The organism is Rothia koreensis (assembly GCF_004136575.1).
GTDB lineage: Bacteria > Actinomycetota > Actinomycetes > Actinomycetales > Micrococcaceae > Rothia > Rothia koreensis.
This window is the reverse complement of record NZ_NOIQ01000002.1, coordinates 13,637-30,106: the sequence shown is the minus strand read 5'-3', so window position 1 is coordinate 30,106 and position 16,470 is coordinate 13,637. Positions and strand designations below refer to the sequence as shown.

Here is a 16,470-nt window from a genome sequence, read left to right as displayed (position 1 = left end):
TATCGATTACCACCAGCCTATGGCCTAGCTTCCGTATCTCACGCGGACACCACCCCATCCTTCGAACACGCCTTCCAGGTCTGTTCCGGGTTGCATCTCGATCGCTTCCAGGCAGCTGCCGGGAAGAACGACGTCGCCCTCCGAGAACGTGATCCCGTATTCCGACAGCCGCCGGCAGAGCCACGCGATCGCCGAGATGGGACTTCCATAGATTTCGGACGTATTGCCGGTCATGACCGTGCGCCCGTCGATGTCGATCCGCCCCGGCATGTCCGCAAGATTGACGTCGCTCAGGGACCTCGGTTGCGAGCCGAGAACGATCGCCCCTGTGGAGCCGGAGTCGGCCAACGTGTCGAAGATGCCGATGTCCCAGCCCCTGACCCGGGAGTCGATGATCTCCAGGGAGGGAATCACACAATCGGTCGCGCGGATGACGTCCGCGGACGTGGTGTGTTTTCCGCCCAAGGGACGTTTCAGGACGAACGCCGGTTCCAGCTCGACGAAAGGCTGAATATAGTCCTCGGACGGAAGGGTCACGTTCTCCGGATGGAACTGATGAGCCATGATGTACCCGAAATCGGGTTGGTCGATCCCGAACCGGTTCTGCATCGCTTTGGCGATGTTCCCCAGCTTGAACCCCGCCACCGCGTCCCCGCGTTCGACCTTGAGCCGGACCACTTCCTGTTGGACACGGAATGCGCGGTCGGGCGTCAAACCCGTCTCATCCGGGAAAATTCGGTCGAGCGGTTCGCGACGGTCGGTCGCGTCGACGATGGAGCGGGCGATTGTCTCGATATCCATGAAGTCTCCTATGTGGTTTGCCGCAGGAAGTCACCGAGGTGCCAGATACGCATCGAGGAGAGCAGCTCCCGCGGATCCCACACGGAGGATTCATCGATGAGCTTCCCGTCCCGGTGCTTGATGAACGATGAACCCATCACGGTCACGGTGCGCCCGGTGGGCGGCACGCCCATGAATTCACCCGTGTGTTTGCCGGTGCTGCGCCAAAGGATCGCGATGACGCCGTCGTCCTCGATCGCGTTGACCACCTCGACGGTGAATTCGCTGAAGGCCGCGGAGGACTGTCGTATCTGCTGGGTGACCTCCTCGATGCCCTCTTCGCCAGTCTTCGAATGACGCCGGTACTCGGGGGCCGCGAGGTCCTCGAAAGCCCGGGTGTCGCCATCGCCCCAGGCACGCGTCCATGCGTCGGTGACCTTGTTCAACATGTCGGTCATCGTGCTACCCCTCCCGTGTGAGCGGAATCGATGTCGATCCCCTCGTAGCGTCCGAACTTGCCACCCTTGAAGAGCAACGCGTCGCCGACGCCGGCCTCCATGACCTCCACGGAGCCGACGATGACGTAGTGGTCGCCCGCCACGACCTCGGACAGAACCTGGCAGTCGATCCACGCCAAGGAGTCCTCGAGACGTGGCGTGCCGAGTGGGCTCTCCGAGTAGGCGACGTCCTTGAACTTGTCAGTGCCCTTGCGGGACAGGGCCCGGCAGATCGGCAACTGGTCCTTGGTCAGGATGTTCGCGGTGAAGCGCTCCATGTGCCGAATGCTGGGCCAGGTGCTCGACGACTTGTCGACGCAGAATGTGACCAACGGCGGGTCGAGCGAGAGGGAGGCAAACGTACCGACGACGAGCCCCATGGGGTATCCCTCATCGGTGCGCCCGGTGATCGCGGTGACTCCCGTGGGAAGTTGCCCGAAAACCGTTCGGTAGTCCTCCTTGGTAATGACGTTCTCCGTCGCGGGGGCGGCTGAGGGTGCAGCGGTCATGATGATTTTCCTCCTTCGTGTGTTCTGTGCGGATCGATCAGGATCCCGCAGTGGACAGGGCTTGGGGCGCGGGGGCCGTGGCCAGTTGGTTCGGGTGCGTGTCCGCCCCTTGTGGTGAAACAGTGGTACGGCGGTACTTGGCCCCGGGGTGATCGCTTCTCAGATGATCCGAGGTCCCGCCGAACAGCGCCGCCCTGAGCGAGGTATCCTCACCCGGCGTCCGCATGAGACCGCGGTCGACGAGTTCGGGCACCACGTGTTCGGCGAAATCGCTGACATCCTGGTACGCCACGGCATGGGCCAGATTGAACCCATCGATCCCTGTCTCGTCGATCCATGACTGGAGCTCGTCCGCCACGGTGGCCGGACCTCCGACAATGACCGGCGAGGTCCCGCCCAACCCGATGTACTCGGCGATGTCTCGCGGCGTCCATTCCTTGGTGGGGTCCATCTTCGAGAAGAGGTCCACCATGGTCTGGCCCGCGTTCGTGTTGACGTTGGCGAGGGGAACGTCCGGGTCGAACGTATCCATGTCCAGACCGGACCAGCCGCTGTACCGAGCCATGGCACCGTCGTAGGAGACGTAGGAGAGGTATTCCTGTGCTTTGCGCTCGGCTTCTTCGTCTGTGGCCGCGCTGATCACGGTGATCATCTGCAGGACCGCAATGTTCTTCGGGTCCCGACCGTTCTCGGCGGCACGGTGTCGCAGATTGTCGACCTGCTTCTTGAGCCCGGCCTTCGAGGTGGCATTCATGAACACTGCCTCGGCCGTTTGGGCCGCCAGCTCCGTACCCCTGCTGGACCCGCCGGCTTGGAAGATCACCGGCGTACGTTGCCGGGAAGGCTCGCAAAGATGGATTCCGGGGACCGAAAAATGCTCTCCCCGGTGTTCCACGGGATGAATCTTGTCCGGGTCCGCGTACATGCCGTTGCTGCGGTCCGCCGGGGCCGCGTCGTCTTCCCAGGAACCTTCCCAGAGTTTCAGGGTCACATCGATGAACTCTTCGGCCCTGGCGTAACGCTCTTCGTGACCGAGGTGGTGCTCCCCCATTCCGTGATTCCTGGCCGCGCTGTCCGAGTAGGACGTCACGACGTTCCATCCGACGCGGCCGTCGGTCAGGTGGTCGAGGGTCGTGAACTTTCGCGCCAGGGAATACGGATTCTCGTAGGTCGTGCTCGCCGTGACCCCGAACCCCAGACGAGAGGTCACGGCGGCCATGGCGGGGATAACGTACGTCGGATCGTTGGCAGGCAGCTGTGCGCCGTCCTTGAGCGCATCCTTGACGGAGCCCTTGTAGACATCGTGGTAACCGACGTTGTCCGCGAAGAAGATTCCATCGAACCCGGCGTTCTCGAGCATGGTCGCGTACTCGGTCCAGTAGCGCACCGAGGTGTACTCGTCCCCGCGGTCCTTCGGATGCCGCCAGAGTCCGGCAGACAAGTGAGCGGGGCCCGTGAAATCGAAGGCAAAGAGCCGAATCGGCGTGTCCATCTCGCACTCCTTCGTGTTCATCTAATGAACGTATCGTTTACTGAATGACTACAACCTACGGTAGTCCAAATCACAGGGTCAAGAGCTTTCTCGGTCGAAATTTTGGTGACCCGCAGTGGCAGTGTGCGAGCAAAAAATGGTAAGCACCCTGATTTGTCAGCGTTCTGACCCATCAGGCCCCAAAATATCCGAACCGACCACAAAGTTGACCGGACTTCTTGACCTGTGACCCAGGGCACCCTACGATGATGCATCAAGCACCAACAACGTCCATCTAATGAACATTTAAAAGTTGTTGCTTCGGCGACCCCTGGGACCCTCGACCGGATCGCCACCCCCCCCAACTGCATCCGAAGGAGTCAAAAGATGGCGCAGCAGGAGAACACCGAGTCACCATCGGCCCCGCCCCTCGTGGGGCGTGACCTCGAAGTTGGCGACGTGGTCATCGTGGACCGGAAGAAGATGAAACAGGCTCAGATCGGCGCCGGCGTCGGCAACTTCATGGAGTGGTACGACTTCGGAATCTACGGGTACCTCGCGGTCACCATCACGACCGTCTTCACCCATGGGATGGATGAGAGCATCGGCCTCCTGGTGACACTGGCCGGGTTCGCCGTTTCCTTCATCATGCGCCCCTTGGGCGGCATGGTCCTCGGTCCGTTGGGAGACAAGATCGGCCGACAGAAGATCCTCTACCTGACCATCACTCTCATGGCCTGTTCCACGGCCCTGATCGGCCTCCTCCCCACCTCTCACACCATCGGATTGGGGGCGCTGATTCCCCTGTACCTGCTGAAGATGATCCAGGGCTTCTCCACGGGCGGCGAATTCTCGGGTGTGGCAACGTACGTCTCGGAGTTTTCGGCGGACAAGAAGCGCGGCATCGCGACGTCGTGGCTCAACAGCCAGTCCATGTTGGGATTCGCGGCCGGTGCCGGCGTCGTCGCCATCACGTCCACGGTGACAACCCGCATCTGGGGCGAGGACGCGATGCTCGACGGCGGCTGGCGCATCCCGTTCCTCGTCGCCATCCCTCTCGGTGCCGTGGTCATTTGGTTCCGCACGCGGACCCCCGAGACTCCAGCCTTCGAAGACGAATACAACAAGTCCGTGACCATTCCGCCCGGATCGATCTTCCGTCGGTACGGCTTGCTCGGCATCATCAAGAACTTTTGGCCTGCGGTCCTGATCGGCTGCGCCCTGACCGCGGCGGACAGCTCTCTGTCCTACATCCTGACCAGCTACATGCCCACATACCTCGAGACGGAGGTGGGCGTCACCTCGGTGGGCGCGGCCGTGGCCACGGTCCCGATCCTTGTCCTGGTGGCTGCGGGCATCCCATTCGTCGCCCGCTTCTCGGACATCGTGGGCAGGAAGCCCGTCTATCTCATCGCCATCGCTTCGACCTTGATCCTGCTGATACCGGCCTTCGCCATCGTGCACCGAGGCACGGAGTGGTCGGTGTACGTAGCCATGTTCCTGATAGCAATTCCGGTGACCGGATATCTGTCGCTCACCGCATCCGTGCTGCCCGCGCTGTTCCCCACGGCATCCCGCTACGGCGGAATGGGCCTCACCCACAACGTTGCACTCTCGGCCTTCGGAGGGACGGCCCCCTTCTTCAGCCAAGGGTTGATGCAGCTGACGGGAAGCCCCTATTCCCCGGCCTTCTACGCAATGTTCTTCGCGCTGCTCGCGCTGGTGGCCCTGTTCTTCATGAAGGAGTCGGCCCGCCGACCGCTCGTGGGATCCGTGCCCGTGGTCGAAACTGCCGATGAGGCCGAAGCGCTGGTCCGCGACCAGAACCGCGACGAGAACCTGGACACCTCGACCATGCCCATCTTTCTCCCCGTGAACCGGGCTCACTGAGGCCTCTGATTCCCGAACCGATCACAAACACGTCCGATACAACACACCCCAGGAGGACACCATGTACTCGACCTCAGCACCCCAGACCACGCTTGCCTCCCTGGACGCCTACCCCTCGGCGTCCACGTTCTTCGGGAACATCCGATCCCTGCCTTGGGAGGGACTGATCCTCGACGAGCGCCCTGAATGGTAAACCAACGGCTCGGGCCGGGGCCGATCATGTCGGCCCCGGCCTCGGTGCGTCCGCCCAGGGTGGGCGACAAGGAGGACTCATGGATTATGGAATAACGGGCCGCTGGGCCATCGTCTGTGCCGCGAGCAGAGGACTCGGCTACGGCTGCGCAGAAGCTCTCGCGCGACACGGTGCGAACGTGGTGATCAACGGAAGGGACCGAGCGTCGCTCGAAGAGGCCGCCGAGAAGCTGCGGGCCGTCGCCCCGAAGAGTCAGATCCTGCCCGTTCACGGTGATGTCACCGACGACGATGTCCAAGGAACACTGATCGACTCCTGCGAACAGGTCGACATTCTGGTCACCAATGCCGGAGGCCCGCCCCCGGGAGACTTCAGGAACTGGGGCACGGGCGAGTGGGCGTCGGCCCTGAAGCAGAACATGCTCACCCCGATTTCACTGATCAAGGCGACCGTCGACCACATGGCCGAACGAGGATTCGGAAGGATCGTCAACATCACCTCGTCCGCCGTCAAGGCGCCCATCCCCGAGCTGGGGCTGTCCAACGGAGCACGGGGAGGGCTCACGGGGTTCGTCGCCGGTCTGGCCAGGCAGCCGCGTGTCGCTTCCCGCGGAGTCACCATCAACAACCTGCTGCCTGGCACATTCGCGACCCAACGCCTCATAGACACCCTTGATGCCCAAGCCGAAAGCAGCGGCAGGAGCCGAAACGAGCTGGACGAAGAGGAGAAAGCCGCCATACCGGCAGGCCGGTACGGAAATCCCGAGGAATTCGGGGCAGTCTGCGCCTTTCTCTGCTCCGAGGATGCCGGGTACCTCACTGGCCAGAACATTCTTCTCGACGGAGGCGCCTACCCGGGCACGCTCTGAGGTCGCACCAACGACGACGCCCCCGCGACAACCGAAGCGGTTGCGCGGGGGCGTCGTCGTCAGTGAAAGTCACCGCGACCGCTCAATCGCGGTCCGGACAGTCAGTCTCGACTGGTCGAGTCCTGAATGGTCACGTGATTCTCATTGGCCTCCTGGATCGCGAGGGCCTGAGTATCCGCTTCCTTGATCTTGCGGCGGTGCTCCGGGTCGTCCTGCTCGGTACGCAGGTGGCCGACCATGATGAACGCGCAACCGTAGAGGGCGACGAATGCCCAGATCACGGTCGAGTTCTGGGCGAAAGTGCTCATGCCCATGGCTCCCGTAATGTTGAGGACCACGGCAACCACGGCCGTGCCGAGGAACGTCGCGCCACCGGCCGCCGTCGTGTACATCGCCATGGCCGCACCCCGGTGTTCGGGAGCATTGGCCGGCATGATCGCCCCCATGGGAACGAACCCGGCCAGGAAGATGCCGTAGCAAATACCGGCGATCACGGAGAGGATGTACCCCCAGTTCGATCCCGCGGGCACCATATGGGGCACGTACCACCAGGCCAGCAGCGAGACCGCCGAGGCGAACACACCGAACCAGCGCACCGTGGTGACCCAGCCGAGCCGGTCGCCCAGGTTGCCGAAGAACGCGTTGAACAGAATGTTTCCCGCGTAGACGCACACCGTCATCGCGAGCCATCGGGACTGGCCCCACCCCAGCGTCGTGCTGATGACCGCCGGCATGATGATGAACATGCCGAACTCCGGCGCGGTGTTGATCAGTCGGACCAGGAAACCCTGGAGGACCTTCGTGTTGGTGAAGGTCAGGCGCAGGCCCGAGAAGATCACCTGGGAAGCGGTTTCTCCCTCGGGAGCGATGCGACGCTTGCCCTTCGAATCGTGGCACCCGAACCAGACCAGCAGGAAGCCGATGACGTTGAGGAGGCAGGAGAAGATGATTGCCCCGGTCTCGCCGATGGTTCCCCCACCGAAGGCGGGGATGGCGCCGATTGCCACCAGCGAGCCAAGGGTCGGCAGACCACCGGTGAACATGACGTAGAACCAACCGATCGCCGTTCCCGCCTTGGACTTGAGCGCCGTGATGTTGACCCACACCAGGAACGAGAAGGTGAACAGAGGCATCCCGAACCCGCGCAGGAAGTAGGTGACCGCAACGAGCCAGAAGATCCCACTGGCCATCGCCAGGATGAATCCGACCTGGAAAACGGCCCAGACCAGGAAGCCGATGAGCATGACCCTCTTGGGTCCGATGAGGTCGGACAGCGCTCCCGAGAGGTAGCTGCCCACGGCCACGGCGAGCGAGTACGAAGCGATAATGCCCGCAACCGCGCTCTCGGGGCTGTGCAGGACTTCGACGAGGTGAGGGGTGAGGATGTTCGACTCGACACCCAAACCGGTCATGAACAGGAGGACTCCGAGGAAGCCCCATTTGAGGACCGAAGGTATGCCGATACGGTCGAGGTAATGCCCTTCGACCTTGAGAGGTACCGAAGAATCGGCAGTGGAAGACATAAGGTGCTCCTTCTTGGGGCTCGACGCTCGTCCCCGTTGACAAACTCCGCGGTGAGTCGCTCGTCATTCACGAAGAACCGAATGACGTGAGACGTCCCACACGCATGCGGTTAGCCTAAACGCGAATTGCGACATCGCACAACCGTTCTGAACATATGTTCATGGCTTCGTCGCACCCAGGATGCCGATCCGGCGAAAAATTCGCATGCCGCCTCGGGCATCATCTCGGGAGCGAATCCCATCCCCCACCAAATATTTCGCATTGTGACGTGGCGCGTAAGGCGGCGCTACACATCCCCGCGACTGGTGGCGCTGGGGACGACGCGTGATGTAATTGGGGCTGACAGGCGGGCACTCCGGGCCACCGGTCGCGCCCCGTCGAATCACCCCGCAGATCATCGCACCGAGTAGAGAGATTCATAGCCGTGAAGAAAAAACTTGGCGCCCTCCTGGCGATCGTTCCCTTGGCCCTCGGGCTTGCCGCGTGCGGCGGCAATGACACACCCAGCGGCCCGGAGACCAAAGACGGAAAGACGGTCGTGAAGATCGCCATCGCCAAGGAGATGGAGGTCAACAAGGTCCTGAAGGAAGAAGCCGCAAAACAGGACATCGACATCGAGTACAAGGAACTGGACAACTACACCGAGGCCAATCCCCAGTTGACGCAGGGGCAGGTGGACCTCAACTGGTTCCAGCACATCTCCTACCTGGCGAACTACAACGTGGACAACGATGACGACCTCCAGATCGTCGGACCCACCGCGATCTTCCCCATGGGTCTCTACTCCAAGAACCACAAGTCGGTCGATGAGATCCCCGAGGGCGGCAAGATCGCCATCCCGAATGACGCCGTCAACGAGGCCCGTGCCATCAACGTTCTCAAGTCGGCAGGCCTTCTGAAGCTCAAGAGCGATACCCTGCAGCCGACCGAGAACGACGTCGACAAGGACAATTCCAAGGTCAACGTCACCGCGGTCGAGGCGAACCAGACCGTCGCATCGATGTCGTCGGTCGATGGCTCCGTGGTCAACAACGACTTCCTTGACGACGCCAACCTGGACCCGAAGAACGCACTGTTCCAGGACGATGCTTCCCAGGATTCCGCCCTTCCGTACGTCAACCTGTTCGTCGCCCAGAAGGGCCAGGAGGACAACGAGACGTACAAGAAGATCATCGACATCTACCGCAGCCAGCCCGTTCAGGACGCACAGCAGAAGTCGTCCAAGAACACCGCCGTGGTCGTCGACACCGACGTCCAGAAGCTGCGCGATGTCCAGAAGAAGCTCGAGGACGAGAACAAGGACAAGGAAAAGGACAAGTAGTCGTTCCTTCGTCCCAGGATTCCTCCTCCGCGTTCGACGCCGGTCAGGCAGTGCCGCTGCCGACCGGCGTCGAACGCGCTCACGGCACCGCAACCACGCAGGCCGAAACAACCGACAAGCAAGGAAAGCACATGACCGAGCACACGAGTCCCGTGTCCGAGGCGCACTCCTCGGACATGGTGGTCCTCGATCACGTCACCAAGGTGTTCAGGACCGGGAAGACCCCCGTCAGAGCCGTGGACGACGTCTCGCTCAGGATCGGGCGAGGACAGATCTACGCGATCATCGGCTATTCGGGCGCGGGGAAATCCACCCTGGTCCGCCTGATCAACGGCCTGGAATCGACGACATCCGGGACACTGACCGTGGAGGACACCACGATCTCGGGAGCCAAGGAACCCGAGTTGCGCAAGGCCCGAACGAACATCGGCATGATCTTCCAACAGTTCAATCTGATGAATTCCAAGACGGTCGCCGGCAATGTCGACTTCCCGCTCAAGGTCGCCGGGTGGCCTGCTGCCCGGCGCAGGAAGCGGGTCCAGGAACTGCTGGAATTCGTCGGACTGGGTTCGCGGGCCAAAAGCTATCCCGAACAGCTCTCGGGCGGCCAGAAGCAGAGGGTCGGCATCGCCCGTTCGCTCGCGAACGAGCCGTCGCTGCTGCTCGCCGACGAATCGACGTCCGCCTTGGACCCGGAGACCACCGAGGAAGTCCTGGGGCTGCTCAAGAAGGTCAACGAGGAGCTCGGGATCACGGTCGTCGTGATCACGCACGAAATGGACGTGGTCGCGTCCATCGCCGATCGCGTGGCGGTCATGGAGAACGGGAAGGTCGTGGAGGAAGGAAACGTCTACGACGTCTTCTCGAACCCGCAGACCGCCCCGGCACGCCGCTTCGTCTCGACCACGGTCAAGCCGACGCCCTCGGGCGACCGCGCGTCGGAACTGATCGAACGGCACAAGGGGTACCTCGTGAGCGTCGAGGTCACGGACCACACCGATCTCGGCGACGTCCTGTCGAAACTCGGTGACCGCAAGGTGCGTTTCAACATTGTCGAGGGCGGGCTCGAAACCCTTCAGGGCCGCACCTACGGCAAACTCACTCTCGAGCTGTTGGGCGAAATCTCCGCGGTGGACGCCGCCGTCGAACAGCTCAAACTCGTGACCAACGTCCAGGAGGTGCGCGCCTGATGACGCTGAACTCCCACTCCCTCATCGCGGCCACGCTCGAGGCGAAGCCCAAGACCGACTGGGCTGAAGTCCGCCCGGAGCTGCTCCAGGCCACGCTCGAGACCATCCAGATGGTCGCCATCACCATGGTCATCGCCGGCATCGGAGGCTTCCTGATCGGGCTGCTTCTGTACACGACCCGGCGCGGGAACATCCTCCAGAATCGGCCGTTGAATTTCGTGCTGAACCTCGTGGTCAATTTCGTGCGCCCGATCCCCTTCATCATCCTGCTGGTCGCGCTGGGACCGGTCATGCTGGCCACGATCGGAACGACCATCGAAATGAAGGCCGCGGTCTTCGGCATGGTCGTCGCGGCCGTCTTCGCGGTGGCCCGCATCGTCGAGCAGAACCTGGTCTCGATCGACCCCGGTGTGATCGAGGCGGCCAGGGCCATGGGTGCGTCCAAGGCGCGCATCATGTTCTCGGTGATTCTTCCGGAGGCCCTCGGCCCGCTGGTGCTGGGCTACACGTTCCTGCTGATCGGCGTCGTGGACATGTCCGCGATGGCCGGTTACATCGGTGCCGGCGGACTCGGTGACTACGCCCTGTCCAAGGGGTACCAGCGGTTCAACTGGGACATCACGATGGCGTCCGTGCTGATCATCATCGTGATGGTCCAGTTCGTGCAGCTCTTCGGCAACTGGCTCGCCCGCAAGATCATGCGGCGATAGTCCACCTGGGGACGCCTCCCACCGAAGCACGAGGCCCGCGGCACTTTCCGAGGAAGGTGCCGCGGGCCTCGTTCCGTTCCGGCCGTCTGCCGACCTGATCAGAGCCTGTCCAGAACCAACGTCCTGACTTCCCGCCGCAGGGTCTTGCCGAGCATCGAGCGCGGGAAGTCCTCGACCTCGACGATGCGCCGGGGAACCTTGTAGCGGGTCACCTTGGTGTAGCAATGCTGACGCAACGCATCGACGTCGAGGGCGTGTCCCGGCGCCATGATGACGGCCGCGACGACTTCTTCGCCTCCGCCGTCAGCCGGGATGCCCACCACGGCGGCGTCCTTGACCGTGTCGAAAGTCTTCAGGGCCGTCTCGACCTCGCTCGGTGTCACGTTGAACCCACCGGTGATGATGATTTCCTTGAGACGGTCGACGACGAACAGGAACCCGTCCTCGTCCATGGTCACGACGTCGCCGGTCCGCAACCAGCCGTCCTCCGTGACGGTCGACCGGGTGGATTCTTCGTTCTTCCAGTAGCCACGGAACCTCTGCGGCCCCTTGACCCACAGCTCTCCCGATTCCCCGCGGGCGACGTCCTGGAGCGATTCCGGGTCGACGATGCGGATCTCGGTCGAGGGGAACGGGGTACCGATGGACCCGGCCCGGCGGGTGTCGTTGAGCGGGTTGCAGGCCACGAGCGGCGCGCATTCGGTCAGGCCGTAGCCTTCGACCAGGTATCCGCCCGTCTTCGCTTCCCAGTCGGCAACGAGCTGGGGCGGCAGATTCATGGCCCCGGAGACCGAGTAGCGGATCCCGGACAGGTCGGTCCCCTTCTCGTTGGCCATGTCCAGCATGCGTTGGTACACCGGGGGCACGGCCGGGAGGATTGTCGGCTTGGACTTCTTCAGGGCGGCGAACACCAAGTCCAAGTCCACGGTCGGGAAGAGCACGAGCTTGGCACGCACCGCAATGGCGACGCCCAGACCGAGAGTCATGCCGTACGCGTGGAAGAGCGGCAGAAGACCGTAGATGACCTCGTCGTCGTCCGGACCGATCCATTCCTGCCCCATACGGGCGTTGGATTCCAGGTTCCGGTGGGTCAGCATCACGCCCTTGGGGTCTCCGGAGGTGCCGGACGTGTACAGAAGAAGCGCCGTGTCATGGGCGGTGGGCCGGTGGTGGTCCTCTGCGATCGGATCGTTCTTGAGGAGGGTCTTCCACGGTGTGGTGCGCGGGGCGGAACCCGCCAGCTTCCCGCGGGAGGCACGGGATTTCTTGAGGGGAAGCTTGAGGGCAAGCCGGAGGTGACCCGGCATCGCCTCGATCAGGTTGACCGAAACAACCTGGCGCGGGCGCAGGTCATCTGGCTGATTGGTGATTTTGTCCGCGATCTTGTCCCAGACGAACGCGACCTTCGCCCCGTGGTCCTCGAATTGGTGGCGCAGCTCGCCCTCCGTGTACAGGGGATTGTGCTCGACGACGACGGCGCCCAACCTCAGCGTCGCGTAGAAGGCGACGACGTGTTGCGGACAATTGGGCAGGATCAGCGCGACACGGTCACCGGCCTGAACCCCCATGAGCCGCAGCCCTTCGGCCACGCGCGAGACCTGTTCTCCGAGGCTCGTGTAGCTCGTGGTCGCGCCGAAGAACTCCAGAGCCGTACGGTGTCCGGCCTCCCTCACGGATTTCTCCAGGACGTGAACCAGAGAGGTCTCCGGAAGATCGAGAGCAGCGGAGGTGTACGAGTTGTAATTCTTGAGCCACGGCCGCTGCATCGTCTGGGGCTCGGGGTTCTGCTCCTGAGGTTCTGCCATGTACGAGATTCTGCCATGCCGCCTCCTGACCTGGAATACTGGCCATCATGAGTGCACGCCGCAAATCACAATGGACGGAAGAAGAAGTTCGCGAGGTACTGAGGGAGATCAACAAGAGGATGCTGATCGGCGTCGGCATTGCCGTGCTGGTCGGGGTGGTCATCATCGGACTCGTCGCGATCTTCTCCTGAGCGCCGCTCCATTGCCCCTTCCCCACTCGGGCGCACCTGCTGCGGCCGGGAAAGGCTCGACCGAATGAATGAGACCGTAACCAGCCACGACGACCTGACCATGCGGGAACGCATGCACGCCGGTCTTCCCTACCGCGGGTCGGGCACGGCGAACGAGACCAACAATGAGCCTGCCGGCACGTCCCGCACGTCGGCCGAAGCAGCCCGCATGACGGATCGTTACCAGCGCCTGGACCTGGACGACGACCCCGCTGCCCAGGAACTCCTCGGAGATCTCCTGGGGAGCATGGGCGAGGCAGTCCGCATCCGGCCCCCGTTCTATGTCGACTACGGGTACAACATTCACATCGGCGACAGGCTCTTCGCCAACTTCGGGCTCACGATCCTCGATGTCTGCGAGGTCCGGATCGGCAACGACGTGCAGATCGGGCCCCACGTGCAGATCCTGGGTCCGACCCACCCGCTGAACCCCGTCGACCGCGCCCGGGGGTGGGAAGGCGGCTGCCCCGTCACGATCGAGGACAATGTGTGGCTGGGCGGCGGAGCGATTGTTCTGCCCGGCGTCACCGTGGGTCACGACTCCGTGATCGGCGCGGGTTCGGTGGTCAGCAAGGACGTTCCGCCCTTGTCCGTGGCGGTCGGATCGCCAGCCAAGGTGGTCAAGACCCTCCACCCGGACGAGCGTTCCGGCCAGTATGCTGTCGAGAACTTCCCCAAGGAATACCGACAACAGATCGCAACGGAATTGCATCCTAGGGAGAACGACCGCACGAGGACGAGCGAGGAGCTTTCATGACGCAACGACCAACGGAACCCTGGGACGACCCGTACGGCGAGGATTCGGCCGCGAATCGCACGATGCCTCTGGACGGGGACGCTACCGAGGTGCTCGACGATCGTGGGGCACGCGGACTCGATGAGGACCGTACCGAAGTCCTGGACGGCGGCAGGACGGAGGTCCTCGACGACCGCACGGACATCCTCTCTGCCGCAGACCAACGCACGCAGGTCCTGGACCACGGGTCCTGGGGGTCGGCGACGCAGGACTCGAATGCGACCCGGCCGCTGCCATCCTACGGTGAAGGTTCTTCCGCCCCGAGCGCGCAGAAACGTTCGGGCCTCGAGTACGACGAAGAAACCGACCGCACCGGGGGACCCCGCAGCTTCCGGCCGACCTCGCCGGAGGACGCCCCTGGCGCGTCGACCGGAAGGCCCGGCTACGCCAACGGCCCTGCAGGGCAGGCCGCGGCACCGTCCGGTCCCGACCTGCGCGGCATGGTCATCAGGCGGCAGAAGGCGGAGTACGGCCGGCTGCAACTGCTTCCCGGTCTGCTCGGGTGGCTGGTCGCGACGGCGCTGGTCGGATTCCTGACGTGGGCGCTCGGAGTCCTCGCCCCCATTGCGGGCGCATCGGGCCTGCCGACGCACTTGGGGAACTCGGTCAGGGACCTGGCCGATGGTTCGGGTCACGGGGCCTTGTGGTGCGGCGTCTTCGGCGTCGTGTTCTTCGTGTCCTACGTCGTCGGCGGGTACGCGGCGGGCCGGGCCGGGCGCTTCTCCGGTGCCAAGCAGGGCGTGGCCGTGTGGCTGTGGCAGCTCATGGGTACCGCGGTCACCACGGTGCTGACTTTGTTCTTCGCGGACAGGATGGGCGAGAGCGTTCCGCTCGGCTCGGTCCAGTCCCTGGGCGGCCCCTCCTTCGTGTGGGGACTGGTCGCGGCGGTCTGCGTGCTCGTGATCGGCCTTCTCGGCGCGATCCTCGGTGGGCTCTGGGGCACCCGGTTCCACCGGAGCGTCGACCGCTGGGGCTTCGAGGGGCGCTGAGCCCACAAATCCTCTTGTGCCTACATGTCCAGCAGGAGCGCGGGCTCCTCGAGGACCGAGGCCACATCGGCCACGAACCTGGCCGACAGGTCGCCGTCGACGATGCGGTGGTCGAAAGATCCTCCGAGCGTCGTGACCCACCGGGGGATGACTTCGCCGTCGACGACCCAGGGCTTCTGCTTGATGGTGCCGAACGCGAGGATTGCTGCTTCCCCGGGGTTGATGATGGGTGTGCCCGTGTCGATGCCGAGGGCGCCGATGTTCGTGATGGTCAGCGTTCCACCGGACATGTCGCCGGGCTGGGTCTTTCCTTCACGCGCCGTCTTGGTGAGCGCATTCAGGGCCACGGCCAGCTCGCGCAGGGAGAGGTCCTGGGCGTCCTTGATGTTCGGGACCATCAGGCCGCGCGGAGTAGCCGCCGCGATGCCGAGGTTGATGAACCTCTTGATCAGGATCTCGGAATCCGTCCACTGCGAGTTGACCTGGGGGTTCCGCGCCGTCGCCCAGATCACGGCCTTGGCCAGGATCAGCAGCGGCGTGACTTTGACGCCCTCGAAGGTCGGCGAGGACTTGAGCCTCTTGACGAATTCCATGGTGCGCGTGGCATCCACGTCCACGAAGATCGACACGTGCGGTGCCTCGAACGCGGACTTGACCATGGCCTTGGCCGTCGCTTTGCGCACTCCCTTGACCGGAACACGTTCGATCCGGTCTTCCTGGCTGCCCTGTTCGACCCAGAAGTTCGAGGGCTTGTGGCTCTCGACGTCCTGCGCGTGGGCGGCGTAATTGACCAGGTCCCTCTGGGTCACCTGGCCGTTGGAGCCGGTGGCCGGCACGTCCGCGAGGTCGATCCCCAGGTCCTTGGCCGCTTTGCGTACGGGAGGCTTGGCCAGGGCGGGGCGACGAGGCGGTTCCGAACCAACGGTTCGGTGCGCTTCCGCCTGCGCCATGGGCTGGTCCGCGGCACGGCCCGGGAAACGCTTGAGCGCGCCACGGCCTTCCTCGGCCAATTTTCTGGCGCGTTCGGCGATCCCCGAACCAAAGGTTCCGCCCTGGAGCGGCGCACGGTTCAGGATCTGGGTCAGGAGTTTCTCCGACGGCTGCGTGGCACCGTCCGCGGCGTGAACGCTCTCTTCGCTGCGGCCCGATGCGGCACCCCCGGAGGACCGTCGCTTGCGGGCCCGCCTCTTGACCGGATCGGCCTTCGGTCCCGACCCCACGAGCGCGGCCGTCTGCGCATCGGACCCTTCGCTCGCGGACGCGTTGTCGGGGACGGCCGCCTGGTCGACGTCGCCCGCGGCCGGAGCCGCCTGCGCGGCGAGGCTGTCGGCTTCCTTCTCCGCCACGGTGGTCGTGGAGTCGACGTCGTCGGCGGGCAGCTCCGGCCCCGAGGCCGGCCCGGTGGTGTCCGCTTCCGGTTCGGACTCCGACCCGTCGGCCGAGGCCGTGACGGTCACGGAAACCAGTGGGGCGCCGACTTCGACCGTGACGCCCTCCTCGGCGATGATCTTCTCCACGGTGCCGGCGAACGGTGAGGGCAGCTCGACCACGGATTTCGCCGTCTCGATCTCGACGAGCACGTCATTGATCTGGACCGGGCTTCCCGGGCCGACCTTCCACGACAGGATCTCTGCTTCCGTCAGGCCTTCGCCGACGTCCGGGAGGTTGAAAATCGAAGACATAAGGGCTCCTGAGTT

The 16,470-nt window shown here is 63.8% G+C and carries 16 protein-coding genes; 9 read left to right on the top strand and 7 right to left on the bottom strand.

The window, feature by feature from the left end; all coding sequences use genetic code 11:
• Positions 1-24 precede the first annotated feature (24 nt).
• The 4 genes from EWU68_RS03785 to EWU68_RS03775 are packed head-to-tail and all read right to left on the bottom strand — an operon-like array spanning position 25 to position 3,299.
• A complete protein-coding gene (locus EWU68_RS03785; RefSeq protein WP_129314556.1) occupies positions 25-801 on the bottom strand; it encodes a 2-keto-4-pentenoate hydratase in 777 nt (258 codons plus the stop codon).
• 8 nt (positions 802-809) lie between these two features.
• Positions 810-1,238 (bottom strand): ester cyclase, encoded by a 429-nt coding sequence (locus EWU68_RS13150; protein WP_202976684.1) that lies wholly within the window; start codon positions 1,236-1,238, stop codon positions 810-812.
• Positions 1,235-1,786 (bottom strand): flavin reductase family protein, encoded by a 552-nt coding sequence (locus EWU68_RS13145; RefSeq protein WP_202976683.1) that lies wholly within the window; start codon positions 1,784-1,786, stop codon positions 1,235-1,237. Before EWU68_RS13145 ends, EWU68_RS13150 begins: the two co-directional genes overlap by 4 nt.
• Before the next feature lie 37 nt (positions 1,787-1,823).
• On the bottom strand, positions 1,824-3,299 hold the full coding sequence (locus EWU68_RS03775) for an LLM class flavin-dependent oxidoreductase (RefSeq protein WP_202976682.1): 1,476 nt from the start codon (positions 3,297-3,299) through the stop codon (positions 1,824-1,826).
• Between the two features lie 345 nt (positions 3,300-3,644).
• Between EWU68_RS03775 and EWU68_RS03770 the strand changes: the two genes are divergently transcribed.
• The 3 genes from EWU68_RS03770 (at position 3,645) to EWU68_RS03765 (ending at position 6,208) form a co-directional block, all read left to right on the top strand.
• Positions 3,645-5,147 (top strand): MFS transporter, encoded by a 1,503-nt coding sequence (locus tag EWU68_RS03770; protein WP_129314555.1) that lies wholly within the window; start codon positions 3,645-3,647, stop codon positions 5,145-5,147.
• 61 nt (positions 5,148-5,208) lie between these two features.
• The gene (locus tag EWU68_RS13390; RefSeq protein WP_274542735.1) at positions 5,209-5,340 is read left to right on the top strand and encodes a hypothetical protein; all 132 of its coding nucleotides are present in this window, start codon (positions 5,209-5,211) and stop codon (positions 5,338-5,340) included.
• Between the two features lie 79 nt (positions 5,341-5,419).
• Positions 5,420-6,208, top strand: coding sequence for an SDR family oxidoreductase (locus EWU68_RS03765; protein ID WP_129314554.1), 789 nt, complete (start codon positions 5,420-5,422; stop codon positions 6,206-6,208).
• A gap of 101 nt (positions 6,209-6,309) precedes the next feature.
• Here the strand turns inward: EWU68_RS03765 and EWU68_RS03760 are convergent, their stop codons facing one another.
• A complete protein-coding gene (locus tag EWU68_RS03760) occupies positions 6,310-7,731 on the bottom strand; it encodes an RbtT/DalT/CsbX family MFS transporter (protein ID WP_129314553.1) in 1,422 nt (473 codons plus the stop codon).
• Between the two features lie 425 nt (positions 7,732-8,156).
• Here EWU68_RS03760 and EWU68_RS03755 point away from each other — a divergent pair, with 425 nt between their 5' ends.
• The 3 genes from EWU68_RS03755 to EWU68_RS03745 all read left to right on the top strand — a co-directional run bounded on the left by EWU68_RS03755 (position 8,157) and on the right by EWU68_RS03745 (position 10,953).
• Positions 8,157-9,053: a MetQ/NlpA family ABC transporter substrate-binding protein gene (locus tag EWU68_RS03755; RefSeq protein ID WP_238692307.1), complete on the top strand. Its 897-nt coding sequence runs from the start codon at positions 8,157-8,159 to the stop codon at positions 9,051-9,053.
• Positions 9,054-9,184: 131 nt separating this feature from the next.
• Positions 9,185-10,243 (top strand): methionine ABC transporter ATP-binding protein, encoded by a 1,059-nt coding sequence (locus EWU68_RS03750; protein ID WP_420852870.1) that lies wholly within the window; start codon positions 9,185-9,187, stop codon positions 10,241-10,243.
• Entirely contained in the window at positions 10,243-10,953 is a 711-nt protein-coding gene (locus EWU68_RS03745) for a methionine ABC transporter permease (protein ID WP_129314551.1), read from the top strand. The genes EWU68_RS03750 and EWU68_RS03745 overlap by 1 nt, the downstream gene beginning before the upstream one ends.
• Positions 10,954-11,051: 98 nt before the next feature.
• On the opposite strand, the gene EWU68_RS03740 is transcribed toward EWU68_RS03745, so the two are convergent.
• Positions 11,052-12,758 carry a long-chain-fatty-acid--CoA ligase gene (locus EWU68_RS03740; protein ID WP_129314550.1) on the bottom strand — a complete coding sequence of 569 codons (1,707 nt, stop codon included), beginning with the start codon at positions 12,756-12,758 and terminating at the stop codon, positions 11,052-11,054.
• A 47-nt stretch (positions 12,759-12,805) separates the two neighbouring features.
• On the opposite strand from EWU68_RS03740, the gene EWU68_RS12980 reads away from it, so the two are divergent.
• From EWU68_RS12980 to EWU68_RS03730, 3 genes are all read left to right on the top strand, one after another.
• On the top strand, positions 12,806-12,949 hold the full coding sequence (locus EWU68_RS12980; protein WP_156265470.1) for a hypothetical protein: 144 nt from the start codon (positions 12,806-12,808) through the stop codon (positions 12,947-12,949).
• Between the two features lie 64 nt (positions 12,950-13,013).
• Positions 13,014-13,745 carry a sugar O-acetyltransferase gene (locus tag EWU68_RS03735; RefSeq protein ID WP_238692306.1) on the top strand — a complete coding sequence of 244 codons (732 nt, stop codon included), beginning with the start codon at positions 13,014-13,016 and terminating at the stop codon, positions 13,743-13,745.
• The gene (locus tag EWU68_RS03730; protein ID WP_129314549.1) at positions 13,742-14,773 is read left to right on the top strand and encodes a hypothetical protein; all 1,032 of its coding nucleotides are present in this window, start codon (positions 13,742-13,744) and stop codon (positions 14,771-14,773) included. Before EWU68_RS03735 ends, EWU68_RS03730 begins: the two co-directional genes overlap by 4 nt.
• 20 nt (positions 14,774-14,793) lie before the next feature.
• On the opposite strand, the gene EWU68_RS03725 is transcribed toward EWU68_RS03730, so the two are convergent.
• Positions 14,794-16,455 carry a 2-oxo acid dehydrogenase subunit E2 gene (locus tag EWU68_RS03725; protein WP_129314548.1) on the bottom strand — a complete coding sequence of 554 codons (1,662 nt, stop codon included), beginning with the start codon at positions 16,453-16,455 and terminating at the stop codon, positions 14,794-14,796.
• Positions 16,456-16,470 lie beyond the last annotated feature (15 nt).

Excerpts from the sequence above, each read along its gene's own strand:
- EWU68_RS03725 (WP_129314548.1), bottom strand. The coding sequence starts at position 16,455 with ATGTCTTCGATTTTCAACCTCCCGGACGTCGGCGAAGGCCTGACGGAA.
- EWU68_RS03750 (WP_420852870.1), top strand. The coding sequence starts at position 9,185 with ATGACCGAGCACACGAGTCCCGTGTCCGAGGCGCACTCCTCGGACATG.
- EWU68_RS03775 (WP_202976682.1), bottom strand. The coding sequence starts at position 3,299 with ATGAACACGAAGGAGTGCGAGATGGACACGCCGATTCGGCTCTTTGCC.
- EWU68_RS03770 (WP_129314555.1), top strand. The coding sequence starts at position 3,645 with ATGGCGCAGCAGGAGAACACCGAGTCACCATCGGCCCCGCCCCTCGTG.
- EWU68_RS03730 (WP_129314549.1), top strand. The coding sequence starts at position 13,742 with ATGACGCAACGACCAACGGAACCCTGGGACGACCCGTACGGCGAGGAT.
- EWU68_RS03785 (WP_129314556.1), bottom strand. The coding sequence starts at position 801 with ATGGATATCGAGACAATCGCCCGCTCCATCGTCGACGCGACCGACCGT.
- EWU68_RS13145 (WP_202976683.1), bottom strand. The coding sequence starts at position 1,786 with ATGACCGCTGCACCCTCAGCCGCCCCCGCGACGGAGAACGTCATTACC.
- EWU68_RS12980 (WP_156265470.1), top strand. The coding sequence starts at position 12,806 with ATGAGTGCACGCCGCAAATCACAATGGACGGAAGAAGAAGTTCGCGAG.
- EWU68_RS03740 (WP_129314550.1), bottom strand. The coding sequence starts at position 12,758 with ATGGCAGAACCTCAGGAGCAGAACCCCGAGCCCCAGACGATGCAGCGG.
- EWU68_RS03735 (WP_238692306.1), top strand. The coding sequence starts at position 13,014 with ATGAATGAGACCGTAACCAGCCACGACGACCTGACCATGCGGGAACGC.
- EWU68_RS03765 (WP_129314554.1), top strand. The coding sequence starts at position 5,420 with ATGGATTATGGAATAACGGGCCGCTGGGCCATCGTCTGTGCCGCGAGC.
- EWU68_RS03745 (WP_129314551.1), top strand. The coding sequence starts at position 10,243 with ATGACGCTGAACTCCCACTCCCTCATCGCGGCCACGCTCGAGGCGAAG.
- EWU68_RS03760 (WP_129314553.1), bottom strand. The coding sequence starts at position 7,731 with ATGTCTTCCACTGCCGATTCTTCGGTACCTCTCAAGGTCGAAGGGCAT.
- EWU68_RS13150 (WP_202976684.1), bottom strand. The coding sequence starts at position 1,238 with ATGACCGACATGTTGAACAAGGTCACCGACGCATGGACGCGTGCCTGG.
- EWU68_RS13390 (WP_274542735.1), top strand. The coding sequence starts at position 5,209 with ATGTACTCGACCTCAGCACCCCAGACCACGCTTGCCTCCCTGGACGCC.